Below are 26605 nucleotides of genomic sequence, written 5' to 3'. Positions count from 1 at the left end.
TGAATGAATGGGCTTGTGCGGCGAACCGCGCTACTCGGCAGCCGCGGCCGGCTCGTCATCGGCGAACAGATCGCCGTGTTCCTCGGCCTGCGCCGTCTTCGAACGCACGTAGATCGCCGCCAGCGGTTCTTCCTGCACGATCTCCACCAGCATCTCCTTGGCCAGTTCCAGCATGGCCAGGAAGGTCACCACCACGCCCAGGCGTCCTTCGCTCACGTCGAACAGCGTCTCGAAGCGGTGGAAGCTGGTGTCGCTCAGGCGGCTGAGCAGTTCGCCCATGCGCTGGCGCACGCTGAGCGCCTCGCGCTTGATGGCGTGATGCCCGAACAGCTCGGCGCGGTGCAGCACGTCCTTGAGCGCCAGCAACAGCTCCTTCAGTTCCAGCGGCGGCGGCAGCTTGATCACCGTCCTCTCGCCCGTGTCCGCATGGGCCGGCGCGAAGTCGCGTTCCATGCGGGGCAGGGTGTCGATGTCTTCCGCCGCCTTCTTGAACCGCTCGTACTCCTGCAGGCGACGGACCAGCTCGGCGCGGGGGTCTTCTTCGAGACCTTCCTCGGCCGGCGGCCGCGGCAACAGCAGTCGCGACTTGATCTCGCCGAGGATCGCGGCCATCAGCAGGTACTCGGCCGCCAGCTCCAGGCGCATCACATCGCGCATCATCTCGATGTAATCCATGTACTGCCGGGTGATCTCGGCGACAGGGATGTCCAGGATGTCCAGGTTCTGCCGACGGATTAGGTACAGCAGCAGGTCGAGCGGGCCTTCGAATGCTTCGAGGATGACCTCGAGCGCATCCGGCGGGATGTACAGGTCCTGCGGCATCTGCAACATCGGTTCGCCGCGCACGATGGCCAGCGGCATTTCCTGCTGTTGCGGTACCGACGCAAACGCGTCCTGCGGTGCTGTGACCGGCTGAGGCTCGACTGGCTCAGTGCTCATCAATACATGTCGTTGGGCCGTCCACGACGGCTTGCGTTGCATTCAACACGTTAGGAAACGTTCGTTCCGCCGCATTCGCCTGGCGAATGCCCCCGCCCGGATCGCGGCCCTTGGCTGGCAATCCGTTGAACCTTTGTTGCGCGATGCCCAGCCAGTGCGTCTCGCGTCACCGTCGCGGGCATGCATGATGAAATCGCGCGTCTGGCGTTTCGATCAGGCTGGCCGTGAGCGACCCTTGAGCATCTCCGGATGGCCATGGGCCACAGCGAAGACGCAAGCCATAACGTGACGAAACCTGCGTCACTGGCTTCTCAATCGGTCGGCTGAGTGCATCGGGATGGGGTGCCGTAGCGGTCGATCCTGGCCGATCGTGCGCGCACCCTTATGACCCACGCGAGACCAAGATTAGCGGCTGCAAGCCGTCAAGTCCAGTACACCGGAGGCCCGGACTGACGGCAAAATAGCCGGGCATGCCGCCCGACGAACGCTCGATCATCCATGTCGACATGGACGCCTTCTACGCGTCCGTGGAGCAGCTCGACCATCCGGAGCTGCGCGGCCTGCCGGTGATCGTCGGCGGGCTGGGGCCGCGCGGCGTGGTATCCACCTGCAGCTACGAGGCACGCCCGTTCGGCGTGCGTTCGGCCATGCCGACGGCGCAGGCGCGGCGATTGTGTCCTGACGGCATTTACCTGTGGCCGCGCATGGCGCGTTATGAGGACGCGTCGGCCCAGGTATTCGAGGTGTTCCACGAAGTGACGCCGATGGTCGAGGGCCTGTCGCTGGACGAGGCCTTCCTGGATGTGACCGCCAGCCTGCGCCTGCTCGGCTCCATCGAGGCCATCGGCCGGCGCATCAAGGACGCGATCCTGGAACGCACGCAGCTGGTCGCTTCAGTCGGCATGGGGCCCAACAAGCTGCTGGCCAAGCTGGCCGGCGAACTGTCCAAGCCGGACGGGTTTCGCCGCATCACGGCGGCGCACGCGGCGCGGGAACTGGCGCCGCTGCCGGTGGGGCGGCTGTGGACGGTGGGCAAGGTGACCGAGGAGGCGCTGCATCGGATCGGCGTACGCACCATCGGCGAATTGGCAGCATGTGACACGGTGCGTCTGACCCGTGCGCTGGGGCGTCAGGCCAGCGTCATCCAGGCGCTGGCGCGCGGCGAGGACAACCGCGAGGTCGAGCCGGACCAGGCCGAGCAGTCCATCGGCGCGGAGCACACGTTCGATACCGACCTGGCCGAGCTCGCCATGGCCGAATCGTGGCTGCTGCGGCATTGCGAGCGCATTGCCGCACGCGCTCGCCAACGCGGCCTGACCGGCAGGACCGTTACGGTGAAACTGCGCGAGCCGCCCTTTGTCACCTATACACGCCAGGCCCGATTGCAGGTCCCCAGCGCGTCGGCCAGCGACATCTATGATGTGGCACGACGCTTGCTTCAGGGCTGGTGGAGGAGCCAGCGAAAGCCGCGACTGCGCCTGCTCGGTGCCAGCCTGTCGGGTTTCGAAGGACGCAGGCAGCAGGATTTGTTCGAGGCGACATCCTCGACGCCTGCATCAGACGACGTGCAGGACAGGATCAATTCGCGGTTCGGTTCGGGGAGTCTCGTGCGTGCGGGCGTGTTGCGCACTCGCGAGCGGGATTGACGTATCACCGGAGTACGCCATCATCGTTGCGATGGGGCGGCACTTTCAGGAAGAGCAGTCGGCGCGGTGCGCCTGGTTCGGGGAGAATCGGCAGGATGAGCAAGGCGGAAGACAATGCCCGGCACGGCTCCGACCAGGAGCAATTGCGTCCGGCGCGCATGCGGATCGAGACCACGGTGTTGATGAGCCGTGGCGATGAATCGCATCCCACCGAACTGGTGGATATTTCCGCGACGGGCGTGTTGCTGCGCCGTCCGCTGGGCTGGGAGGGCGAGCAGGGGCAGAGCTGGATCCTCGACATGATCTTCGGCCACGACCTGCATATCCATCTGGAGGCGCAGGTCATGCGCATCTCCGATCGCCATCTGGGCTTTGCCTATACGCGTATTCCGGAAGACAAGCAGGTCCCGCTGTGGAACCTGCTCGGCGGCTATGCCGACATCCTGGAGCTGTGGCACGACTGACCGCCGGTCACCGCAACGCAGAAAAAACGCCCGCCTTTCGGCGGGCGTTTTCGTTGGTGCGCCGTATGCCGCGTTCAGCCGTGCGCGGCGGCGGGCTTCTTCTCGTCGCGCAGTTCGCGGCGAAGGATCTTGCCCACGTTGCTCTTGGGCAGGCTGTCGCGGAACTCGATCAGCTTCGGGCGTTTGTAGCCGGTGAGATTGTCGTGGCAGAACTTCTTGAGTTCTTCCACGGTGAGATTCGGATCCTTGCGCACCACGAACAGCTTCACCACTTCGCCGGAATGCTCGTCGGGCACACCGACCGCGGCCACTTCGGCCACGCCCGGATGCTGCATGACGACGTCCTCGACCTCGTTCGGATACACGTTGAAGCCCGAGACGAGGATCATGTCCTTCTTGCGGTCGACGATGTAGACGTAGCCGTTTTCGTCCATGCGGGCAATGTCGCCCGTATGCAGCCAACCATCGGAGCCGAGCACCTTGGCGGTTTCCTCCGGACGCTGCCAATAGCCCTTCATCACCTGCGGGCCGCGCACCATCAGCTCGCCCACTTCGCCGATCGGCAGCGGCTGGTTTTCTTCGGACCAGATGGCGATGTCGGTGGAAGGGATCGGCAGGCCGATCGAGCTGTTGTAGTCCTTGAGATCCAGCGGATTGATGCAGGCGGCCGGCGAGGTCTCGGTCAGGCCGTAGGCTTCGACCAGGGTGCAACCGGTCACTTTCTTCCAGCGCTCGGCCACCGCGCGCTGCACGGCCATGCCGCCGCCCAGGCTCAGGTGCAGGCGCGAGAAATCGAGCTCGGCGAAACCTGGCGTGTTGAGCAGGCCGTTGAACAGCGTGTTGACGCCGGTGAGCGCGGTGAAGTTGGACTTCTTCAGTTCCTTGACGAAGCCGGGCATGTCGCGCGGATTGGTGATCAGCCAGTTGAGGCCACCCAGGCGCATGAACACCAGGCCGTTCGCGGTGAGCGAAAAGATGTGATACAGCGGCAGGGCGGTGATGATCACTTCCTCGCCGGGCTTGGCATTGGCACCGATCCAGGCACCGGCCTGCATCATGTTCGCGACCATGTTGCCGTGCGTGAGCATGGCGCCCTTGGCCACGCCGGTGGTGCCGCCGGTGTACTGCAGGAAGGCGATGTCGTCGTGGCCCAGCTGCACCTTCGGAAGCGGGTGTGAGGCGCCTTGCGACAGCGCATCGCGGAAGCGCACCGCATGCGGAATGCTGTACGGCGGCACCATCTTCTTGACGTTCTTGAGCACGAAGTTGATGGCGACGCCCTTGAGGCCGAGCAGGTCGCCGATGCCCGTGGTGATGACGTGCTTCACTTCGGTCTCGGCCACTACCTGCTGAAGCGTGGCGGCGAAGTTGTCCAGCACCACGATGGCCTTGGCGCCGGCGTCCTCGAGCTGGTGCTTGAGTTCGCGCGCGGTGTACATCGGGTTGGTGTTGACCACCACCATGCCTGCGCGCAAGGCGCCGAACAGGGCGATGGGGTACTGCAATACGTTGGGCATCATGATCGCGATGCGATCGCCCTTGCTGAGCTTGAGCACCCCGGTGAGGTAGCCGGCGAACTGGCGGCTCAACTCATCGATCTGACCGTAGCTGAGCTGCTTGCCGAAGCTGGCGAAGGCGGGGCGCTGGCGGAAGCGCTCGAAGGCTTCTTCCACGACGGCGGCCACGGAGGCGTACTGGTTGGTGTCGATCTGCGCGGGGACGCCTTCCGGATAGTGGGCCAGCCACGGACGCTCATTGCTCATGTGGAATCCAAAGCTCCTTCGTTGTTCGGCCCGTTGGTGATGGTGGCACGGCTGGGGCAAGATGGCGACGCGGCATTGGAGCATACGCTCGCGTATAGCGGCAAGCCGCGCCGCAGCGAGCTTCAAGGGGGACGATCGTGCGAAAACTGCTTATGAATCCACTGCTTTGCGCAGTGCTGGCGTTGGGTCTCGCAGCCTGTCATCGCACGCCCGACGAAAGTCGGGTGCGCCAGGGCATCGAAACCGCCCAGCACGCGGCCGAACAGGTGGACGCGTCGGCGCTCGGCGATGTCATCACCGACGATTTCTCCGGCAACAACGGCGAGCTGGAGCGACGCCAATTGCTCGGCATGCTGCGTGCGGCGGCATTCCGTGGTGAAACGATCCACGCGTTGACAGGACCGGTGAGCGTCGAGGCGCGAGGCGACCGCTACGTCGCGCGCTTCACCGTCACGCTGACCAGCGGCGGCAAACTGCTTCCCGCGCAGATCGGTGTCTACGAGGTGGAAACAGCGTGGCGAAAGGAAGGGCGCGCGTGGCGCTGCTATTCGGCCACCTGGAAGTCCGCCTAGACCGCGATCAAGCCCGGCCTTTTTTTTTTGGAAGCAGCCGAACTGTGCGCAGCAGCCCTCCTGTAGGAGCGCACCCAGTGCGCGAAAAACCTACGGAGCAGTGATGCCGTGAGGCTGCGGTCGCGCACAGGGTGCGCTCCTACATTTGGGAGGAGCGTCGAAACCGTGTGCACCAGCCCTCCTGTAGGAGCGCACCCAGTGCGCGAAAAGCCTATGGAGCGGTGACGCTGTGAGGCTGTGGTCGCGCACTGGGTGCGCTCCTACATTTGAGAAGAGAGTGGAACTGCGTGCACCAGCCCTCCTGTAGGAGCGCACCCAGTGCGCAAAAAGCCTACGGAGCGGTGATGCTGTGAGGCTGCGGTCGCGCACAGGGTGCGCTCCCACATTTGAGAGGAGCGTCGAAACCGTGTGCGCCAGCCCTCCTGTAGGAGCGCACCCAGTGCGCGAAAAACCTACGGAGCGGTGACGCTGTGAGGCTGTGGTCGCGCACTGGGTGCGCTCCTACAAAATAGAGAAAGGAAATGCGCGGTATCCCATCCAAAGAAAATGCCGCCCGTAGGCGGCATTTTCTTCTTACCCAAAACAGGCGGTGACTCAGGCCGCGGTCTTCTTCCCCGCCAGCTGGCGCAGCACATACTGCAGGATGCCGCCGTGGCGGAAGAACTCGCGTTCCTTCGGCGTGAGCAGCAGCACCTTCACCTTGAAGGTCTTCTGGCTGCCGCCGGGGCTGGTCGCGGTGACCTTCGCGGTCTTCGATTCGCCGCCTTCCAGGCCGACGATGTCGAACGTTTCCTTGCCGGTCAGGCCCAGCGACTGCGCGTTCTGTCCGTCTTCGAACTGCAGTGGCAGCACGCCCATGCCGACGAGGTTGGAGCGGTGGATGCGCTCGAAGCTCTCGGCAATCACCGCCTTCACACCCAGCAGCAAGGTGCCCTTGGCCGCCCAGTCGCGCGAGGAGCCGGTGCCGTATTCCTTGCCGGCGATGACCACCAGCGGCGTCTTGTCGGCCTTGTACTTCATGGCCGCGTCGTAGATGGCCATCTGCTCGCCCGACGGCACGTACTGCGTGTAGCCGCCTTCGACGCCATCCAGCATCAGGTTCTTGATGCGGATGTTGGCGAAGGTGCCGCGCACCATCACGTCGTCATTGCCGCGACGCGAGCCATAGGAGTTGAAGTCCTTCGGGTCCACGCCCTTGCTGATCAGGAAGCGGCCCGCCGGGCTGTCCTTCTTGATCGAACCGGCCGGGGAGATGTGGTCGGTGGTGATGGAGTCGCCGAACAGGCCCAGCACGCGCGCGCCGTGGATGTCTTCCACCGTGCCCGGTTCCTTGCTCATGCCTTCGAAGTAGGGCGGGTTCTTGATGTAGGTGGAATCGTCCCACTGGTAGACGTCGCCGTCCGGCGAGGCGATGTGGTTCCAGCGCGTGTCGCCCTTGAATACATCCGAGTAGCTCTTCTCGAACATTTCCGGATTGAGCGCACTGCCCACGATGTCCGAGATCTCCTGGTTGGACGGCCAGATGTCCTTGAGGTACACCGGCTGTCCATCGTTGCCCTTGCCCAGAGGCTCCTTCGTGAGGTCGATGTCCAGCGTACCCGCGAGCGCATAGGCAACCACCAGCGGCGGCGACGCGAGGTAGTTCATCTTCACTTCGGGATGCACGCGTCCTTCGAAGTTGCGGTTGCCCGACAGCACCGATGCCACCGCGAGGTCGCCTTCGGCGATGCCCCTGCTGATTTCAGCCGGCAGCGGGCCGGAGTTGCCGATGCAGGTGGTGCAACCGTAGCCGACGATGTAGAAGCCGACCTTTTCCAGCTCCTTCAGCAGGCCGGTCTTCTCCAGGTAATCGGTGACCACCTTTGAACCCGGGCCGATCGACGTCTTCACCCACGGCTGCGCCTTGAGGCCCTTGGCAGCCGCCTTCTTCGCCACGAGGCCGGCGCCGAGCATCACGCTGGGATTGGACGTGTTGGTGCACGAGGTGATGGCGGCAATGACCACGGCGCCATCGCCGAGCTTGAAGGATTCGCCATCCTTCTCCACGCGCACGCCGCTGTCGGTGATGTCGTTGGCCGGATTGCCGATCGCGGCCGAGCCGCCTTCAGCGATGAAATTCGCTGTTTCCGTATTGCGCGGGCGACGGTTGGCGGTAAGCGGGCCGACGGCATCCTGGAAGCTCTTCTGCACACCTTCCAGCAGTACGCGATCCTGCGGCCGCTTCGGGCCGGCCAGCGACGGCTTCACGTCGGCGAGGTCAAGTTCCAGCGTGGTCGTGAAGCGCGGTTCCACGGCGTTTTCGTCATGCCACATGCCCTGGGCCTTGGCATAGGCTTCGACCAGCTTGATCTGTTCCTCGTTGCGGCCGGACAGGCGCAGGTAGTTCAGCGCTTCCTGGTCGATCGGGAAGATGCCGCAGGTGGCGCCGTATTCCGGGGCCATGTTGCCGATGGTGGCGCGATCGGCCAGCGCCAGGTGCTTCAGGCCACTGCCGAAGAACTCCACGAACTTGCCCACCACACCGAGCTTGCGCAGCATCTGCGTGACGGTGAGCACGAGGTCGGTGGCGGTGACGCCTTCGGACAACTTGCCGGTGAGCTTGAAGCCCACCACCTGCGGAATCAGCATGGACGACGGCTGCCCCAGCATGGCCGCCTCGGCCTCGATGCCGCCCACGCCCCAGCCCAGCACGCCAATGCCGTTGATCATGGTGGTGTGCGAGTCGGTGCCGAACACCGTGTCCGGATAGGCCCACTGCTGGCCGTCCTTGTTCGCGGTGAACACCACGCGGGCCAGATGCTCCAGGTTCACCTGATGCACGATGCCGGTGCGCGGCGGCACCACCTTGAAATTGTCGAACGCCTTCTGTCCCCAGCGGAGGAACGAGTAGCGCTCCTGGTTGCGATGGAATTCGATCTCGACGTTTTTCTCCAGCGCCGATTCCGAACCGTACGCGTCGACCTGCACGGAGTGATCGATCACCAGTTCGGCCGGCGCCAGCGGATTGATCTGCTTGGCATCGCCGCCCAGTTTCACCACGGCGTCGCGCATCGCGGCAAGGTCCACCACGCAAGGCACGCCGGTGAAATCCTGCAGCACCACGCGCGCAGGCATGAAAGCGATTTCGGTGTCGGGTTCGGCCTTGGCGTCCCAGTTGGCCACGGCCTCGATTTCCTTGGCGGTGACGTTGAGGCCGTCCTCGTGACGCAACAGGTTTTCCAGCAGGATCTTCAGCGAGAAGGGGAGGGTCTTGAGATCGAATCGCTGGCCGAGCTTGGCGAGGCTGGCGATCTGGTAAGGGCTGCCGTTGACGGTGAGGGTGTCGCGGGTGGCGAATGAATCCAGCATGGGCTAACTCCTGTTGCTTGAATCTGGAGAACGCGCGTGGCGCAGCTAGTTGATCCTACGGCACGGAACGTGAGGGGAATGCAAGGTTGGCCTCGTTCTTCATGGCCGTCATTCCGGCGAAGGCCGGAGGCGCTCTACAACAGCCGCAGGCTGGTCATCCAGCAACGACCGTGGATGGCGTTGCGAAAGCCGGCCTGCGATGCCACCGGGTTACGGCCTTCGCCGGAATGACGCCTGTCGGATGGAAAGGCACGAATTCTCCCGAACCGAGTACACCAACCAGTTTGGGCCAAAACCGGGGTGGTGCAAGAGACCCGATCGGGGATTGCGCCCCGTTCGCATTGCAAGATTTCGAACGCTGGCGGAAGCGTTGTCTTGCGTTGCGGCGCTCGTGCCGCGGCTGGCAAAATAAGCGGCTGTCATGCCGCCAAAAACGGCTTGGCGACAAGGTTTGCGCCTTGTCGAGCGCCGGTAGCGGCCACGCGGAGCTTCCCTTGGGCGATCTCCGCCGCAGTGGCGCAAGCCGCTGCTCGCTGCCCCTTACGTTGTTCACCGGACGAGACCACATGCTTACCGCCTACCGCCAACACGTTGCCGAGCGCGCCGCGCTGGGTATCCCGCCGCTGCCGCTATCGGCCCAGCAGACCGCCGACCTGATCGAGCTGCTGAAGAACCCGCCCGCGGGCGAGGAAGCCTTCCTGGTCGACCTGATCACCAACCGCGTGCCGGCGGGCGTGGACGACGCGGCCAAGGTCAAGGCTTCGTACCTGGCGGCCGTGGCGTTCGGCACCGAGAAGAGCGCGCTGATCTCGCGCGAGAAGGCCACCGAACTGCTTGGCACCATGCTGGGTGGCTACAACATCCATCCGCTGATCGAGCTGCTCGACGACGCACAGGTCGGCACCGTCGCCGCCAATGCGCTCAAGCACACGCTGCTGATGTTCGACGCGTTCCATGACGTCAAGGAACTGGCCGACAAGGGCAACGCCAACGCCAAGGCCGTGCTGCAGAGCTGGGCCGACGCCGAATGGTTCACGAGCCGTCCGGAAGTGCCGGAAAGCCTGACCATCACCGTGTTCAAGGTGCCGGGCGAAACCAACACCGACGATCTGTCGCCGGCGCCGGATGCCACCACGCGCCCGGACATCCCGCTGCACGCGCTCGCCATGCTGAAGAACAAGCGCGACGGCGCGCCGTTCCAGCCGGAAGAAGACGGCAAGCGCGGCCCGGTCAAGTTCATCGAGGATCGCGCCAAGCAGGGCCATCTCGTGGCCTACGTGGGCGACGTGGTCGGTACCGGTTCCAGCCGCAAGTCCGCCACCAACTCCGTGCTGTGGTTCACCGGCGAAGACATCCCCTTCATCCCGAACAAGCGCTTCGGCGGCGTGTGCCTCGGCGGCAAGATCGCCCCGATCTTCTACAACACGATGGAAGACGCCGGCGCGCTGCCGATCGAACTCGACGTGTCCAGGATGGAAATGGGCGACGTGGTCGAACTGCGTCCGTACGAAGGCAAGGCGCTGAAGAACGGCGAAGTGATCGCCGAATTCCAGGTCAAGTCCGACGTGCTGTTCGACGAAGTGCGCGCCGGCGGCCGCATTCCGCTGATCATCGGCCGCGGCCTCACCGCCAAGGCGCGCGAAGCGCTGGGCCTGCCGCCGTCGACGCTGTTCCGTCTGCCGCAGCAGCCGGCCGACAGCGGCAAGGGCTTCACGCTCGCGCAGAAGATGGTCGGCCGCGCATGCGGTCTGCCGGAAGGCCAGGGCGTGCGCCCGGGCACGTACTGCGAACCGAAGATGACCTCGGTCGGCTCGCAGGACACCACCGGCCCGATGACCCGCGACGAACTGAAGGACCTGGCGTGCCTCGGCTTCTCGGCCGACCTCGTGATGCAGTCGTTCTGCCACACGGCCGCGTATCCGAAGCCGGTGGACGTGAAGACGCACCAGACGCTGCCGAACTTCATCAGCACCCGCGGCGGCATCTCGCTGCGCCCGGGCGACGGCGTGATCCACTCGTGGCTGAACCGCATGCTGCTGCCCGACACCGTCGGCACCGGCGGCGACTCGCACACGCGCTTCCCGATCGGCATCAGCTTCCCGGCCGGCTCGGGCCTGGTGGCCTTCGCGGCCGCCACCGGCGTGATGCCGCTGGACATGCCGGAATCGGTGCTGGTGCGCTTCAAGGGCAAGATGCAGCCGGGCGTGACGCTGCGCGACCTGGTCAACGCGATTCCGCTGTACGCGATCAAGCAGGGCATGCTGACGGTCGCCAAGCAGGGCAAGAAGAACATCTTCTCGGGCCGCATCCTCGAGATCGAAGGCCTGCCGGACCTGAAGGTGGAGCAGGCGTTCGAGCTCTCCGACGCCTCGGCGGAGCGCTCGGCCGCCGGTTGCACGGTGCACCTGAACAAGGAACCGATCATCGAGTACCTGAACAGCAACATCACGCTGCTGAAGTGGATGATCGCGCAGGGCTACCAGGATCCGCGCAGCCTGCAGCGCCGCATCAAGGCGATGGAAGCCTGGCTCGCCAACCCGCAGCTGCTGGAGCGCGATGCCGACGCCGAATACGCCGCCGTCATCGAAATCGACCTGGCCGACGTGCACGAGCCGATCGTGGCCTGCCCGAACGATCCGGACGACGTGAAGACGCTGTCCGACGTCGCCGGCGCGAAGATCGACGAAGTGTTCATCGGCTCGTGCATGACCAACATCGGTCACTTCCGTGCGGCGTCGAAGCTGCTCGAAGGCAAGCGCGACATTCCCGTCAAGCTGTGGGTCGCCCCGCCGACCAAGATGGACCAGAAGCAGCTGACCGAGGAAGGCCACTACGGCGTGTTCGGCACGGCCGGCGCGCGTACCGAAATGCCGGGCTGCTCGCTGTGCATGGGTAACCAGGCGCAGGTGCGCGAAGGCGCGACGGTCATGTCGACCTCCACCCGCAACTTCCCGAACCGCCTGGGCAAGAACTCCAACGTGTACCTGGGTTCGGCCGAGCTGGCCGCGATCTGCTCGCGCCTGGGCCGCATCCCGACCAAGCAGGAATACATGGCGGACATCGGCGTGATCAACGCGAACGGCGACAAGATCTACAAGTACATGAACTTCAACCAGATCGCCGACTATCAGGTCGTGGCCGATACGGTCACGGCGTAAGCTGGTTGGACTGTTGAAAGAAGCAGGGAAGGGCGGCGCAAGCCGCCCTTCTTTTTTGCTGCAGGGATCGCTTCTGCAGCGGACGATCGGGAGATTGTGTAATTGCGACCTGTAGGAGCCCACCCAGTGGGCGACCGCGGCGCGTCGGCGTCACCGCTCCGTAGGTTTTTCGCGCACTGGGCGCGCTCCTACAGGGAGACATCGTTCGAATGAGCGTTGCCTGCTTTTTTGTAGGAGCCCACCCAGTGGGCGACCGCGGCGCGTCGGCTTCACTGCTCCGTAGGCTTTTCGCGCACTGGGTGCGCTCCTACAGGGAGACTTCGTTCGAATGAGCGTTGCCTGCTTTTTTGTAGGAGCCCACCCAGTGGGCGACCGCGGCGCGTCGGCTTCACTGCTCCGTAGGCTTTTCGCGCACTGGGTGCGCTCCTACAGGGGAGACTTCGTTCGAATGAGCGTTGCCTGCTTTTTTGTAGGAGCCCACCCAGTGGGCGACCGCGGCGCGTCGGTTTCACCGCTCCGTAGGCTTTTCGCGCACTGGGTGCGCTCCTACAGGTAAACCAACCCGCGCTGCGCTCGGTCGTTTATGCTTTCGCCCGTCCCACGACTTGCAGGCGGCGCATGATCTCCAGTCATCTCTCGGTAGTTTCGTTGCGCGACCTCATGCTGGTGCAGGCTGTCCATCGCCACGGCAGTTTCAACAGCGCGGCGCGGGCGATGCATATCAGTCCCTCCGGTCTCTCGCACCAGGTACAGAAGGTGGAGCAGGCATTGGGCGCGCCGTTGTTCGAGCGTGGCGGTCGCCGCGTGGTTCCCACGGCTGGCGGTCAACGGCTGTTGGAGCAGATCGATGCGGTACTCGCCGCTGCCGAACATCTGCAGCAGGTGGCGCGTGCGGGCGAAGTGGCCTTTGGCGGCGAACTGCGGCTCGGCGTGCCCGCATCGCTCGGCCCGTATCTTCTGCCACATCTGATTGCTCCATTTCCCCAGCATTTTCCGGGCACGCGCCTCAGCCTTTCCGAAGGCAAGCCGCGTGGACTGCTGCGTCGCCTCAACGAAGGCGAACTCGATGCCGTGCTGGCGCCTCGCGTGACGCCGGTCAGCGGCGTGGCGATGCGGCCGTTGTTCTTCGAGCCGTGGGAAGTGATGTTCCGCGCCGACCATGCACTTGCCGGCAAGCGCAGCGTGTCGCTCGATCAGTTGGAAGCAGGCGACGCCACGCTGATGACCGAGAGCCACTGCGAGGACATCCTCGGCGGTGGCCACGTGCAGGACGTCAGCCTGGAAAGCCTCGCCGCACTGGTCGAGCTGCGCGGTGGCTACGCGCTGGTGCCGGCCCTCGCACATGACCGCCTGGCGTCAATGCCCAATGTGGTGCTTGCCAAGCTGAAGGGACAACAGCCGGGGCGTGAGATCGCCCTGTATTGGCGAGAGGCGTCACCTTGGCATGCAGACCTGCAGAACTTCGCGTTGCTGCTGCGCAAATTGGCCAAGCAGCGCCCTGGCCTGAAGCTGGCCGACGAGGCTGCGTCTTAGTCCGGCTCGTCTCTTAGCCCCTCTCCCCTCGGGAGAGGGGTTGGGGAGAGGGTGGGGGGCTTGCGCAAGCTTTCATCATTCGCTTCGGCCGAACCCTCATCCGGCTGACGCAGCCTTCTCTTCCACGGGGACTGCCTTCGGGTCGCCGAAGGGAGAAGGATTCACTTGGATCTGGCGCGGAGACCAATCCCTCTGTGCGTGGCTCGTCTCTTAGCCCCTCTCCCATCGAGAGAGGGGTTGGGGAGAGGGTGCGGGGCTTGCGCAAGCTTTCATCATTCGCTTCGGCCGAACCCTCATCCGGCTGACGCAGCCTTCTCTTCCACGGGGACTGCCTTCGGGTCGCCGAAGGGAGAAGGATTCACTTGGATCTGGCGCGGAGACCAATCCCTCTGTGCGTGGCTCGTCTCTTAGCCCCTCTCCCATCGAGAGAGGGGTTGGGGAGAGGGTGCGGGGCTTGCGCAAGCTTTCATGATTCGCTCCGGCCGAACCCTCATCCGGCTGCCGCCACCTTCTCCCAGAGGGAGAAGGATTCACGCATGCAGCTGTCGGCACGTCCGCCTTAAAAATCCAGCTCCTGCGACGCACACAGGTAATCAATCATCGGCGCCACGCGCTTGTAGGTCTCCACCAGCCACGGCAACAGTTCCGACGAGCACGCCAGCTTCTCGTCGAAGCCTTCACCGCACGCAAAATCCTTGCGCTTGATGTCGTCGATCAGCTCGTGGTTCAGATCGAATCCTCGCGGCGGTCGGCTCAGCGACTCGCCCCAGAACTCGAAGTGATCACGGAACGTCTTGCTCCGCGTGGCACGCTTCCAGGCTTCCGGATTGTCGGCGAGGAATTCGCGGATGCGCTTGAGTGCATCGGACTCCGGATGCCACATGCCGCCACCCGCGAAGCTGTCGCCGGGTTGCAGATGCATGTAGAACGACGGTGCATGCACCTCGTTGCGCCGCTCGTGAAAGAAACGCGCGCCTTGCCACGGCTTGTACGGCTGCTTGTCGTTGGAGAATCGCGTATCGCGATAGATGCGGAACAACGAACCGCCGTTCTTGCGTGGATCGGCCCGATAGTGCGCACTGATCTTCTTCAGCGGCGCCTGCAGGTCGGTAATGAGCGCAAGGAACGGCTCGCGCACGTCGCGCTCGTAGTTGTCCTTATGGGCCTGGAACCATTCGCGGTTGTTGTTGCGCTCCAGCGAGCGCAGGAAGCGGAACGTGGCGGGCGTGAAGTAGGCGGTCGGCATGGTGGATGATCAAGTGGTGAGGATGGCGACGTCGTCGGCAAGCTGCTCGCCCCACAGCTGCAGCTGGTCGAGCAGCTGCAGCTTGCCGTGATGGGCCGGGTCGGTGCGCAAGGCGTCGATGCGAGCGAAGTATTCGTCCAGGGTGAGGTTGGTCAGCGGCGTGGATTTCAGCAGGCGATCGCGGCGAAACGCCAGCCAGCGCGCCTGTTCTTCATCGCTCAAGGTATCGGGCCAGTTGCGTGCGCGATAGCGGAACAGCAGTTCCGCGTAACGAGGGTCGCGGAAGGGAAAAGCGCGCTGTCCGAGTGCTGCGGGCGGCGTGCCGCGCACCTCGGTCAGCAGGCGCTTGTCCGCATCGGGCAGGAAGCCGCCATACAGTGCGAGCTCGGGATCCTCGGGCGGCGGCAGGTCCGCCGCGCGCTGGAAGACGCGACGCAACTTGGCCGCCAGGCCCTCGGCGCTGGCCAGCATGTCGCGATGGGCTTGCGCCTGCTCCAGGTCGATCTGCAGGCGTTCCAGGTCCACTCCCTTGAGCACGGACAACGGCGCCAGCGCCGGCGTGCGATTGGCGCGCACCGTGCGCAGCGGAATGCGCGTCACGCCTTCGGGCAGGTCCGTGCGGGCGGTGAACACGCGATCGGCGATTTCTTCTTCGTCCAGCGCCAACAGCTCGGAAGGATCGTGGGCCAGGTCATACACGATGACCTCCGCCGGCCGGCTCGGATGCGCGGCGAGCGGGGCGACAAGGGCAAGGCAGTGCCGGCTGGATGGGTAGCGCGAAGACACATGCACCACCGGCGTCATGGCGGTCACGTCGAGCAGTTCGAACACGCGCTGCTTGCGGCGCAATCCGAAGTACCAGTCCCACAGGCGCGGCTGGCGCACGCGGATCAGGCGGGCAAGATCGATCAGTGCGTGCACGTCGGACAGGGCGTCGTGCGCGCGTTCCTGTTGCAGGTGATTGGCGGCGGCGAGATGTTCGAGCTTGAAGCTCGGCGTGCCGTCTTCGCGCGTCGGCCACACGATGCCTTCGGGACGCAGCGCCTGGCACATGCGTACCAGATCGATCAGGTCCCAGCGCGAGTTGCCGTTTTCCCACTCGCGTCCATAGGGCTCGTACATGTTGCGGTACAGCAGCTGGCGGGTGACTTCGTCGTCGAAGCGCAGCGAGTTGTAGCCCACGCCGCAGGTGCCGGGCAGGGCCAGTTGCTCGTGCACGCGGGCCGCGAATTCCGCCTCGATCACGCCTTCACGCTCGGCCTGCTGGGGCGTGATGCCCGTGATCAGGCAGGCGTCCGGATGCGGGGGCATCTCCCGGGGCGGCTTGCCGAAGAACATCACCGGCTCGTCGACGATCTCCAGGTCCAGGTTGGTGCGAATGCCGGCGAACTGCACCGGACGGTCGCGCCAGGGATCGGCGCCGAAAGTCTCGTAGTCGTGCCAGAAGAAGGTCTGCATGACGTGATCATCGCATACGGTCCCCATAGGCGATCGCCCAAAAAGCGGCCGGATCCCGGGCCTGCTGCTAGACTTCGCGGTCAGGAGGGCGCATGAGCCAAGCGAACGACGACAATCTGATCTGGATCGATCTGGAGATGACCGGCCTCGATACGGACAATGACTCCATCCTGGAGATCGCCACCATCGTCACCGACAAGGACCTTCGCATACTCGCCGAGGGTCCGGTGTTTGCGATCCATCATCCGCTTGACCGCCTCGAAGGCATGGATGCGTGGAATCGCAACCAGCATCGCCGGTCGGGGTTGTGGGAGCAGGTGATCGCTTCCGCCGACGATCACGCGGCCGCGGAGCAGGCGACCCTCGACTTCCTCAAGGAATGGGTGCCGCCGGGCAAGTCGCCGATGTGCGGCAACTCCATCTGCCAGGATCGCCGCTTCCTGCATCGCCAGATGCCGCGGCTGGAGCGCTACTTCCATTACCGCAACCTCGACGTGTCCACGCTGAAGGAACTCGCGCGCCGCTGGGCGCCCTCCATCGGCAAGGGCTTCGCCAAGGAATCGGCGCATACCGCGCTGTCGGACATCCGCGATTCGATCGACGAGCTGCGCTATTACCGCCAGTTCATGGGGCCGCTGGGCGGCGAATCCTGATCCGCTGCATCCACGGGAGTCATCATGTCCCTTGATCTGTTTGCTCCCGTGCTCGACTGCGCCGGGCGGCCGCTCAAGCTCGATCGGCCACGCGTGGTCGGCATTCTCAACGTCACTCCCGATTCCTTCTCCGACGGCGGCAGCCATGGCAGCGTCGACGAGGCCGTCGCGCATGGCTTGCGCATGGTGGAAGAGGGCGCGGACATGCTGGACATCGGCGGTGAGTCCACCCGCCCCGGTGCCGACGACGTGTCGGTGGAAGACGAGCTGAGCCGTGTCGTGCCCGTGCTGGAACGGCTGGCGGCGAAGACCAGCGTGCCGCTGGCCATCGACACCTCCAAGCCGGAAGTGATGCGCGCCGCGGTGGCGGCTGGCGCTGGCATGATCAATGACGTCTACGCGCTGCGCCGCGATGGCGCCCTGGATGCGGTGGCCGAGCTGGGCGTGCCGGTGTGCCTGATGCACATGCTCGGCGAGCCGCGCAGCATGCAGGACGATCCGCATTACGACGACGTCGTCGGCGACGTACACCGTTTCTTGACGGACCGCCTGTTCGCCTGCGAGCTGGCCGGCATCGATCGCCGGAAAGTGATGGTCGATCCGGGCTTCGGCTTCGGCAAGACGCTGGACCACAACCTGGCGCTGCTGCGCGCGTTGGAACGATTCGCCAACCTTGGCAGCGGCGTGTACGTGGGCCTGTCGCGCAAGTCGATGATCGGTGCGATCACCGGACGCCAAGTGCCCGCTGAACGGGCAGCCGGTTCGGTGGCCGCGGCGCTTGTTGCGGTTCAGCGTGGTGCGCGCATGGTTCGCGTTCATGACGTGGCGGCCACCGTCGACGCGCTGGCCGTGTGGCATGCAGTACAGGCTGGGGATACCCCGGTCCGCCGGGATACCAAGCCGTCCGCGCCACGTTGGCCGGACGACGAATAACACGACTGGATAAAGGCAAGGAACGCGCGGCGACTGCGCGAGCCTTTGGAGTGCAGCCATGACGCAACGCAAGTATTTTGGAACCGACGGTATTCGCGGCCTGGTCGGTGAATGGCCCATCAGCGCGGACTTCATGCTGAGGCTTGGGCGCGCCGTGGGCGTGGTGCTGTCGCGCCAGGGCCATCCGCGGCCGAAGGTGCTGATCGGCAAGGACACCCGCGTGTCGGGCTACATGTTCGAAGCGGCGCTCGAAGCCGGGCTGGTCGCCGCAGGAACGGACGTGGGCCTGCTCGGCCCGATGCCCACGCCCGCCGTTGCCTTCCTGACGCGTTCGCTGCGCGCGGATGCCGGCATCGTCATCAGCGCTTCGCACAATCCTCACCACGACAACGGCATCAAGTTCTTTTCGGCCGACGGCGAGAAGCTCTCCGACGAGATCGAGCTGGCCATCGAGCAGGAACTGGAACTCGAGTTCACCACGGTGCCGTCCGAGCGGCTGGGCAAGGCCATTCGCGTGGCCGATGCGGTGACGCGCTATGCCGAATTCTGCAAATCCACCGTCGACGAGAATTTCAGCCTGCGTGGCATGAAGATCGCGCTCGATTGCGCCAACGGCGCGACCTACCAGGTGGCGCCGAAGGTGTTCACCGAACTGGGCGCACAAGTGGCCACGATCGGCGACAAGCCGGACGGCTTCAACATCAATCGTGACGTCGGCTCCACCCATCCGCAGGCCCTGCAGCTCGCGGTGCTGGAGCAGGGCGCGGACATCGGCATCGCCTTCGATGGCGATGGCGATCGCGTGCAATTGGTCGACCGCAACGGCGAGCTGGCGGACGGCGACGACATCCTCTACGTGCTGGCCAACGCCTGGCATGCCAACGGCCAGCTCGAAGGCCCGGTGGTCGGCACCCTGATGAGCAACTACGGCCTGCAGCTGGCGCTGTCGAAGCTGGATGTGCCGCTGATCCGCGCGAACGTCGGCGACCGCTACGTGCTGCAGCAGCTCAAGCAGCACAACGGCAACCTCGGCGGCGAGACCTCCGGCCACATCCTTTGCCTGGATCGCGCCACCACGGGCGACGGCATCGTGGCCGCGCTGGCCGTGCTGGAGGCGTTGAAGCAGACCGGCCAGAGCCTGACCGAGGCGCGCCAGGGCATGCAGAAGATGCCGCAGACCATGATCAACGTCCGCGCCGACGGCGCCCGCGAGGCGTTGGACGGCAACGCGGTGCGCGAGGCGCTGGCCGAGATCGAGCTGGCCCTGGCCGGTCGGGGCCGCGTCGTGCTGCGCGCCTCGGGCACCGAGCCGGTGGTCCGTGTCACGGTCGAAGCCGCGGACGAGGGCGAAGTCCGACAGTTGGCCGAAAGGCTGGCCGATGTCGTAAAATCCGCGGCTGAACGCTCGTGAGCCTGTAAGAGCTGAGCTCTACACCCAGGTCGCCAAGGATTGGCCCGACGTGCCCCGCCCCTGCGGTGGCGGATTAAAGAGTCTGTTCGACATCTCCATGCAGCCCGCGCCGGCTTGCGGGTTGGGCTTCTGGCCCAGCGCAGGCTACACGGAGATGTTGAGCAGCCTCCAAATGGACCGCACGCACTCCCTGTGGACTAGCCATGAAGAAAGTTCCAACCCTCGACATCCGTCGATACGACACCGACCGCGCCGCTTTCGTCTCCGAACTGGGCAACGCCTATCGCGAGTTCGGCTTCTGCTGCATCAGCGGCCACGGCATTCCGCGCGAACTGATCGACGGCGCCTACGACGCCTTCCAGCGTTTCTTCGCGCTGCCGACCGAAACCAAGATGAAGTACCACATCGCCGGCTCCGGTGGCGCGCGCGGCTACACGCCGTACAAGGTGGAAACGGCGAAGGACAGCAAGCACGCCGACCTCAAGGAGTTCTGGCATATCGGTCGCGAGATTTCCCGCGACTCGAAGTTCGCGGATGTCATGCCGCCGAACATCTGGCCGGAAGAAATCTCGAACTTCAAGCAGAATGGCTACGGCCTGTTCGAGGCATTGGACCAGCTCGGCTCGCGCGTGCTGCGCGCGCTGGCCCTGCACATCGACCTGCCCGAGCACTTCTTCGACGACAAGATCGACCAGGGCAACTCCATCCTGCGCCCGATCCACTACCCGCCGATCACCGAAGACAACATCCCCAACGTCCGCGCCGGCGCGCATGAAGACATCAACTTCATCACGCTGCTGGTCGGCGCCAGCGCGGAAGGCCTGGAAGTGCTCACGCGCGAAGGCGAGTGGCTGCCCATCACCACCGAGGGCGACGCCATCGTGGTGAACATCGGCGACATGCTGCAGCGCCTGACCAACCACGTGTACCCGTCCACCTCGCACCGCGTGGTGAACCCGCAGAACGACAACGCCCGCAAGCCGCGTTACTCGGTGCCGTACTTCCTGCATCCGAACCCGGACGTAGTGCTTGATCCGCTGCCGCAGACGATCACGGCCGACAACCCGAGCCGTTACGACACCAGCATCACGTCGCACGAGTACCTGCTGCAGCGCCTGCGCGAAATCAAGCTGATCTGATCCGATCGCTCGCTTGCCTCTCTGTGTTTCCTTGCCCTCTCTGTGCTTCACGGAGAGGGCAAGTTGCTTTTGCGCTTCGCATATTCCCTAGCCGCTTCGCTTTCCTGCCCTTTTGTAGGAGCGCACCCAGTGCGCGATTGGCCCCGCCTCAGTTCAACGCCCCCACCGCTCTACCTGTAGGAGCGCACCCAGTGCGCGATTGACCCCGCCTCAGTTCAACGCCCCACCGCTCTGTCTGTAGGAGTGCACCCTGTGCGCGACAGCCTTTCGCCCCGGTCTGGATGGTTGTTGTTGTGTTGAGAGCAGGTGTCGCCTTCGGTTGCCGTGCTTTCGCTAGATTGCCGCTTACGCAGCGGGCGTTTCGACGGCCTGCCGGCCGCCGAGTCACTTTTCTTTTGCTGGCCCACGCACGCGCTTTTTGCGTGCGAACGGCGAAGCCGGCCCGAAGGGCGGAGGGCGGAACGCCCGGAGTCAAAGAAAAGTAACCCAAAGAAAACGGCCTTCAGAGCCAAGGCTCGTAGCAGTACGTGGGATAGAAGCGTCGGAAGACTGAGGCCAGTCTTGGTGCGCTCGTTACTACCTCGAGCGGAGCGGCTACACCGCAAAACGCGTCCTAGCGAAGAGGACTTAAGGCAACTTCGTCGTGTAATGAGGGAGCCTTTGGGATACCGCCGCCTTCTCCCTTTCCCCTTCCGGGGGAGAGGGTCAGGGTGAGGGGCCAATCTAGCCTCAACGCTTCGCTGTACCTCGACCACGCATGACTTGTGGTCGATCCGCAGCGCTGAACTCGCCATTACCCTCAACTCTCCGCCAAGGAGAGCTCCCCCATGCGTCTCGCGCCTTTCGCGTGTCTAGTCGGCCTACTCAGCGGCAGCGCCATGGCCTCGCCCATCGACGCCGCCTTCCGCGACTTCGCCGACCTGCAGGGAACGTGGACATGCCACGGCGTATTCCCCGCCAGCGGCAAGACGATCGATTCCAACGTGCGCTTCGCACTCGACCTCGATGGCAAGGCCCTCGTCAAACACCACGACGACACGTCGGCGCCCGCGCTCTATCACGCACTCGAAGCCTGGGGTTTCGACGCCAAGAACCAGCGCTACAACGCAACCATCCTCGACAGCTTCGGCGGTGCGCGCCTGTTCTCCTCGGCAGGCTGGAAGGACGAACGACTGGTCTGGAGCTCAGCGGCGGACGTCAAGCCGGCCCAGCGCTTCACCTATGTACGCGAAGGCCATGACGGCCTCCGCATTGATTGGGAAGTGGAGAAGCAAGGAGCCTTCGTCATCGGCGATACGTTGCATTGCTCGCGCCACGGCGCGGCCAATTAATTCGCTTCCAGCGCGCGGTATCGCTTCGACTCGCGTGCTGACAGCCAGAGCGCCAGTCGATCGGGCAGCAACTTGGTCAGCGCCTTGATGAAGCGATTGACGCCGCCCGTCACGTGCACGATCTCGCCGCGCTCGACGGCATCGTAGCCTTCGCGCACCACGGCCTCGGCGGTCTGCCACATGAACCTCGGCAGTTTGTTCATCAGTTCGCGCGTACCGGTCACGTCGTGGAATTCCGACCATGTGAAGCCCGGGCACAGCGCACTGACATGCACACCCACGTGCCGGTTCTCCAACGCGAGCGATTGCGAGAACTTGATCAGGTAGGCCTTGCTTGCCGCGTAAAGCGTGTGTCCGGCGGATCCCGGTACATGGCCAGCCAGCGAGGCCACGTTGATGATGCGGCCATAACCGCGTTGCCGCATGCCGGGCAACAGGCGCCAGGCCAATTCGGCCGGCGCCGTCATCAGCACGCGGATGAAGGCCTCGTGGGTGGCCCAGTCGTTCGCCTCGAAGGTCCCCGGCACGCCGTAGCCGGCGTTGTTGATCAGCCAGTCCACCGCCAGACCACGTTGCGCGATCGCTTCGCATAGCGCCTTGACCGCCTGCGGGTCCGCCAGGTCGGCGGGAAGCACGGTCACCGTCGAGCCGTGCCGGGTCCGCAGCTCATCGGCCAGCGATTCCAGGCGGTCCGCACGCCGGGCCGTCAGTATGAGATCGTGGCCACGCGCCGCCAGGTCGCGGGCAAAGGCGGCGCCGATGCCGGCGGAAGCGCCAGTGACTAGCGTGAGTGGGCGGGCTGGCGGCATCAACTGGTCTCCTTGTGGTTTGGTGGATTTTTGCCCTGCAGGCAATGGGTTGTCGATGCTGGCATTGCCGATGGCAAGGTCGATCGCTATGCTTTCGGGTTTACACGCAACGGAATAGCGATATGCGCAAGAAGCTCGTGGCGGGCAACTGGAAGATGCATGGTAGCCGCAGCATGGCCACCGCCCTGGTCGGCGATATCGTTGCTGCGCTGCCGTCCGCCATCGACGTGGCCGTGTTTCCGCCATTCCCGTACCTGGGCGAACTGGCCATCCAGCATGCCGGTTCCGGCCTGGGCTTCGGCGCGCAGGATGTGAGCGAACACGACGGGCAGGGCGCCTATACCGGCGAAGTGTCGGCCGCGATGCTGGCCGACGTGGGCGCGCAATGGGCCATCGTGGGCCATTCCGAGCGCCGCCAATACCATCACGAGACCGACAAGAAGGTCGCGCACAAGTTTGCCGCGGCACGCGCCGGCGGGCTCACCCCGATCCTCTGCGTGGGCGAGACGTTGGCGGAGCGCGACGCCAATCTCACCGAAGCGGTCGTGGCCCGCCAGCTCAAGGCCGTGATCGAGCACAACGGCATCGCCAGCTTCGATACCGCCGTCATTGCCTATGAGCCGATCTGGGCCATTGGCACCGGCCGCACCGCCACGCCGGAGCAGGCACAGCATGTGCATGCATTCATCCGTAGCCAACTCGAAAAAGAAGATGCTATGATTGCCCGTCTGACCCGGCTGCTTTATGGCGGCAGTGTCAAAGCGGCGAATGCTGCGGACTTGTTCGCGCAGTCGGACGTGGATGGAGGATTGATCGGGGGCGCCTCGCTGGCGGCTGCCGATTTCCTGGGAATCTGCGCTGCGGCGCACTAAGCGCTACGGACTCTTTAGAGAACCATGTTCGTCATCTTCAGCGTCTTCTACATCTTGATCGCCGCGGCGATGATCGTGCTGATCCTCATGCAGCGCGGCGCCGGCGCGGACGCGGGCTCCGGTTTCGGCGGCGGTGCTTCCGCCACCGTGTTCGGTGCGCGCGGCTCGTCGAGCTTCCTCACCCGCACCACGGGTGTGCTCGCCGCACTGTTCTTTGCGCTCAGCCTTGGCATGGGTATCTACCTCGGCCATCACGGTGCACCGCAGAGTTCCAACGGTAGCGATCTCGGCGTGATGTCCGGTCTTGCCAACAAGCCGGCCGCAACGCAGAATGCGCAGCCCGCCGCTCCGGCCAACGCGGAAATCCCGCAGGCCACGGAGCCGGCAGGCCAGGGTGACGTCCCGGCAGCCACCGCTCCGGCCAAGGCCGCCAGCGATGTGCCGCCCGCGACGGAACCGAAGAAGAACTAAGCAAGACACCTGCCCAGGTGGCGGAATTGGTAGACGCACTACCTTGAGGTGGTAGCGCCGAGAGGCGTGGGGGTTCGAGTCCCCCCTTGGGCACCATATGTAGATTTCGGGACGTTGCTACTGTCCGGAAACAATAAAAAAGCCCGCCAATAGGCGGGCTTTTTTATGCCTGATTGTCCAGAATCGTCCCATGCCGTCCCTTGAAAGCGCGTGGATTCTTGGGGGGGGCGACGTCCCCCCGATTTTGAGTAGCACGGCAATTTGGAGTCCAATCCCTCAACCGATGGAGATTGGACGTGAAGAAGCGCTTTTCCGAAGAACAGATCATTGGCTTTCTGCGTGAGGCGGATGCCGGCCTGCCGATCAAGGAGCTGTGTCGTCAGCACGGTTTCAGCGAAGCCTCCTATTAGCTGTGGCGCAGCAAGTTCGGCGGCATGAGCGTGCCGGACGCCAAGCGCCTGAAGGAGCTGGAGACGGAGAACACGCGGCTGAAGAAGCTGCTGGCCGAGCAGATGCTTGAGAACGAGGTGATTAAGGACGTCCTGCGAAAAAACCGTAGGCGCACCGGCCCGACGCTCGTTGGTGCGCCAGATGATCGATCATGGACTGAGCGAGCGGCGCTCGTTACGTATCGTGGGCATGAGCGCCAGCGCCTATCGCTACGCGCCGCGTCCGGACCACAACGTGGACCTTCGGCAATGCATCGTGGCGCTAGCGCAGCGGCATAAGCGCTACGGCGTGGGCTTGATCCATCTGAAGCTTCGGCAGGAAGGCGCACCCGTGAATTACAAGCGCGTGGAGCGGCTGTATCAGGAAGAGCGGCTGCAGGTGCGTCGACGCAAGCGCAAGAAGGTGCCGGTATCGGATCGGCAACCGTTGTTGCGTCCGTCGACTGCCAACGAGGTGTGGTCGATGGATTTCGTGTTCGACCGAACCGCCGAAGCTCGCGTACTCAAGTGCCTGACGGTAGTCGATGACGCCACGCATGAATCGGTGGGCATCGAAGTCGAGCGAGCGATCTCCGGCACGGGCGTGACGCGCGTGCTGGACCGCCTGGCGCACAGTCGCGGCCTGCCCAAGACGATCCGCACCGACAACGGCAAGGAGTTTTGCGGCAAGGCAATGGTCGCCTGGGCGCACGAACGCGGCGTGCAATTACGTCTGATCGAGCCGGGCAAGCCGAACCAGAACGCGTACATCGAATCGTTCAACGGCCGTCTCCGCGACGAATGCCTTAACGAGCACTGGTTCACGAGCCTGCTGCACGCCCGCACCGAGATCGAACGCTGGCGACGCGAATACAACGAGGAGCGGCCGAAGAAGGCGTTGGTCGGACTGACACCCGCCGCCTACGCCAAGCAGTTAAAGTAACTCCGGACTCCAAACGGACCCGCTACTCAAAGCGGGGGCGTCGCACGTAGCTTCCGTGTCACAGAGAAGCTACGGGTTTTCCACCGAAGATAATCGCTTAATCGTCAAAAAGCTCGGTTACCACAGGACCTGAGTTCGGGTTCTGTATGTTGTACATGCCCGCATTCGTCAGCGTTGGGTTGTCACCGCCGAAACCTGATATCCCGTACACGTAGAAGGGCTGTCCTCGATATTGGTGGCGAATATTGGCCGGAACAACAATTTTGAAGTTGAAGGCGCTACTGCCTACTTGGCATGAGGTTGAGACGGATGGGTCGCTTGCCAGATTTGCCGGGTAGCGTCCAACTGCAACGCCACCTCCACCTGCAAGGCCTCCTACATATAGGTCTACGCTGATGGATGTCGAAATTCCGCTGTTGCATGCCCAGCCTGTAATTAATGCCCCCCTAGGCTTATCAATGGCTCCAATGACGGGATTCGTAGACTCTTTAAAGGCCAGTCCGATCTCTTCGTACTTACTTCTTATAGACGGAATGTCCCTAACGCCAAAGCAGCCAGTCCTTGACCACCAATGGAAAGGCATGAGTAGCGCAACTTCGCTCGACTGACTTTTCGTGAAAAACAAGTCTGGATCTTGGGGCGACGAGCCATCACAACTATCTGCAAGCGGCACGAGGATTGTTCTTTGATTGACGGATAACTTACTGCGCAAATTGTTGTACGTACCGTCCCAGGCAGATTGGGATAGCGAATAGTTATCAAAGCCTACCCAGTCAAATAACTTGATGCCTGCCTGTATGTCGTTGAACGATTGTCTTGCCGTATCAGCCATGATTGAAGCAAGTGGAATCGATGTAGTACGCACATCGCCTCTGATCGCCGAAATGGCGTTGGCAAGAGCTGGATTGGGCTGATTGTTCTGATCTGCCAAGCCAGACCCACTTGGCTCATCAACAACATAGATTGCAGCAACGGTGCTTAGTGGGGGATTTCCTGGAACCAAGTAGCCATTGCTCACAAGTTGATCTACTAGCGCTGACCATTTTTTCGCCGCGTTCGGGTCATTGACCCATACACCCGTGTGCTGAAGATCGCCGGTGTAAAGAAACACAAAAGGCGCCGCTGTAATCATGGCTTTGACGCCAAGCGATTTTGCCTCAGCTAGGCCCTTAAACAATTTTCTATTGGATTCAGACAAGCCAGTTGCATCGGTGGCACCACCCCAGTCATCGATATGATTGAGCGTGATATGACCGTAGTTTTCGCTGAGAGCGGTCTGCGGACTATCTTGATTATTGACAGTCGCCGCTGAAACGTCGTTGTAGAAATAGCCGAAGTACTTTTGCGTCGCTTGCGCTGAAACCGCGTAGGGCAATACCAGCAGGAATCCTGCCAGAATTGATCGGAATCGCATGTCGTCTCCTCAATCGTTCGAACGCGAGGCGGGGCTGCCCAAATTGCAGCATTCACGCATTGCTCGGATCACGC

Annotated in this window: 19 protein-coding genes, 1 tRNA gene and 1 pseudogene; 14 read left to right on the top strand and 7 right to left on the bottom strand. The window is 63.7% G+C overall.

Annotated features, from left to right (window positions below):
- Nucleotides 1-30 precede the first annotated feature (30 nt).
- Nucleotides 31-939 (bottom strand): segregation and condensation protein A, encoded by a 909-nt coding sequence (locus CA260_RS12395; RefSeq protein WP_111983394.1) that lies wholly within the window; start codon nucleotides 937-939, stop codon nucleotides 31-33.
- A gap of 470 nt (nucleotides 940-1409) precedes the next feature.
- Here CA260_RS12395 and dinB point away from each other — a divergent pair, with 470 nt between their 5' ends.
- Both dinB and CA260_RS12385 read left to right on the top strand, forming a co-directional pair.
- The gene (gene dinB, locus CA260_RS12390) at nucleotides 1410-2585 is read left to right on the top strand and encodes a DNA polymerase IV (protein WP_111983393.1); all 1176 of its coding nucleotides are present in this window, start codon (nucleotides 1410-1412) and stop codon (nucleotides 2583-2585) included.
- 95 nt (nucleotides 2586-2680) lie between these two features.
- Entirely contained in the window at nucleotides 2681-3049 is a 369-nt protein-coding gene (locus CA260_RS12385) for a PilZ domain-containing protein (RefSeq protein WP_111983392.1), read from the top strand.
- Nucleotides 3050-3123: 74 nt separating this feature from the next.
- Here the strand turns inward: CA260_RS12385 and CA260_RS12380 are convergent, their stop codons facing one another.
- A complete protein-coding gene (locus CA260_RS12380) occupies nucleotides 3124-4812 on the bottom strand; it encodes a long-chain-fatty-acid--CoA ligase (RefSeq protein ID WP_111983391.1) in 1689 nt (562 codons plus the stop codon).
- Between the two features lie 152 nt (nucleotides 4813-4964).
- Between CA260_RS12380 and CA260_RS12375 the strand changes: the two genes are divergently transcribed.
- Nucleotides 4965-5384 (top strand): nuclear transport factor 2 family protein, encoded by a 420-nt coding sequence (locus CA260_RS12375; RefSeq protein WP_111983390.1) that lies wholly within the window; start codon nucleotides 4965-4967, stop codon nucleotides 5382-5384.
- Between the two features lie 594 nt (nucleotides 5385-5978).
- Here CA260_RS12375 and acnA read toward each other — a convergent pair.
- Nucleotides 5979-8732, bottom strand: a complete 2754-nt coding sequence (gene acnA, locus CA260_RS12370) for an aconitate hydratase AcnA (RefSeq protein ID WP_111983389.1) — start codon at nucleotides 8730-8732, stop codon at nucleotides 5979-5981.
- Nucleotides 8733-9298: 566 nt separating this feature from the next.
- On the opposite strand from acnA, the gene acnB reads away from it, so the two are divergent.
- Together acnB and CA260_RS12360 are read left to right on the top strand one after the other, a co-directional pair.
- Entirely contained in the window at nucleotides 9299-11890 is a 2592-nt protein-coding gene (acnB, locus tag CA260_RS12365; RefSeq protein WP_111983388.1) for a bifunctional aconitate hydratase 2/2-methylisocitrate dehydratase, read from the top strand.
- 618 nt (nucleotides 11891-12508) lie between these two features.
- Nucleotides 12509-13423, top strand: a complete 915-nt coding sequence (locus CA260_RS12360) for a LysR family transcriptional regulator (protein WP_111983387.1) — start codon at nucleotides 12509-12511, stop codon at nucleotides 13421-13423.
- Between the two features lie 559 nt (nucleotides 13424-13982).
- On the opposite strand, the gene CA260_RS12355 is transcribed toward CA260_RS12360, so the two are convergent.
- A complete protein-coding gene (locus tag CA260_RS12355) occupies nucleotides 13983-14669 on the bottom strand; it encodes a DUF2461 domain-containing protein (protein ID WP_111983386.1) in 687 nt (228 codons plus the stop codon).
- A gap of 9 nt (nucleotides 14670-14678) precedes the next feature.
- On the bottom strand, nucleotides 14679-16127 hold the full coding sequence (gene sbcB / locus CA260_RS12350; RefSeq protein WP_111983385.1) for an exodeoxyribonuclease I: 1449 nt from the start codon (nucleotides 16125-16127) through the stop codon (nucleotides 14679-14681).
- A gap of 92 nt (nucleotides 16128-16219) precedes the next feature.
- Here sbcB and orn point away from each other — a divergent pair, with 92 nt between their 5' ends.
- The 5 genes from orn to CA260_RS12325 all read left to right on the top strand — a co-directional run bounded on the left by orn (nucleotide 16220) and on the right by CA260_RS12325 (nucleotide 21594).
- Nucleotides 16220-16780, top strand: a complete 561-nt coding sequence (gene orn / locus CA260_RS12345; protein ID WP_111983384.1) for an oligoribonuclease — start codon at nucleotides 16220-16222, stop codon at nucleotides 16778-16780.
- A gap of 24 nt (nucleotides 16781-16804) precedes the next feature.
- The gene (folP, locus tag CA260_RS12340; protein ID WP_111983383.1) at nucleotides 16805-17713 is read left to right on the top strand and encodes a dihydropteroate synthase; all 909 of its coding nucleotides are present in this window, start codon (nucleotides 16805-16807) and stop codon (nucleotides 17711-17713) included.
- Between the two features lie 58 nt (nucleotides 17714-17771).
- On the top strand, nucleotides 17772-19124 hold the full coding sequence (gene glmM / locus CA260_RS12335; protein ID WP_111983382.1) for a phosphoglucosamine mutase: 1353 nt from the start codon (nucleotides 17772-17774) through the stop codon (nucleotides 19122-19124).
- A 203-nt stretch (nucleotides 19125-19327) separates the two neighbouring features.
- Nucleotides 19328-20263, top strand: coding sequence for an isopenicillin N synthase family dioxygenase (locus tag CA260_RS12330; RefSeq protein ID WP_111983381.1), 936 nt, complete (start codon nucleotides 19328-19330; stop codon nucleotides 20261-20263).
- A gap of 878 nt (nucleotides 20264-21141) precedes the next feature.
- On the top strand, nucleotides 21142-21594 hold the full coding sequence (locus CA260_RS12325; protein WP_111983380.1) for a hypothetical protein: 453 nt from the start codon (nucleotides 21142-21144) through the stop codon (nucleotides 21592-21594).
- On the opposite strand, the gene CA260_RS12320 is transcribed toward CA260_RS12325, so the two are convergent.
- Entirely contained in the window at nucleotides 21591-22403 is an 813-nt protein-coding gene (locus CA260_RS12320) for an SDR family NAD(P)-dependent oxidoreductase (RefSeq protein ID WP_111983379.1), read from the bottom strand. The two genes, CA260_RS12325 and CA260_RS12320, sit on opposite strands and share 4 nt — an antisense overlap.
- Before the next feature lie 122 nt (nucleotides 22404-22525).
- Here CA260_RS12320 and tpiA point away from each other — a divergent pair, with 122 nt between their 5' ends.
- From tpiA to CA260_RS12300, 4 genes and pseudogenes are all read left to right on the top strand, one after another.
- Nucleotides 22526-23275: a triose-phosphate isomerase gene (gene tpiA, locus CA260_RS12315; protein ID WP_111983378.1), complete on the top strand. Its 750-nt coding sequence runs from the start codon at nucleotides 22526-22528 to the stop codon at nucleotides 23273-23275.
- A 24-nt stretch (nucleotides 23276-23299) separates the two neighbouring features.
- Nucleotides 23300-23746 carry a preprotein translocase subunit SecG gene (gene secG / locus CA260_RS12310; protein ID WP_111983377.1) on the top strand — a complete coding sequence of 149 codons (447 nt, stop codon included), beginning with the start codon at nucleotides 23300-23302 and terminating at the stop codon, nucleotides 23744-23746.
- Nucleotides 23747-23757: 11 nt separating this feature from the next.
- Nucleotides 23758-23842, top strand: a tRNA-Leu gene (locus tag CA260_RS12305).
- Nucleotides 23843-24042: 200 nt separating this feature from the next.
- A pseudogene (locus tag CA260_RS12300) lies at nucleotides 24043-25117 on the top strand (IS3 family transposase).
- A gap of 97 nt (nucleotides 25118-25214) precedes the next feature.
- Here CA260_RS12300 and CA260_RS20930 read toward each other — a convergent pair.
- Entirely contained in the window at nucleotides 25215-26531 is a 1317-nt protein-coding gene (locus tag CA260_RS20930) for a hypothetical protein (protein ID WP_146745338.1), read from the bottom strand.
- Nucleotides 26532-26605 lie beyond the last annotated feature (74 nt).

The sequence above is a fragment of the Dyella jiangningensis genome (assembly GCF_003264855.1).
Classification (GTDB): Bacteria; Pseudomonadota; Gammaproteobacteria; order Xanthomonadales; family Rhodanobacteraceae; genus Dyella; species Dyella jiangningensis_C.
The sequence above is the reverse complement of the archived record's forward strand: the minus strand, read 5'-3'. Positions and strand labels throughout refer to the sequence as shown.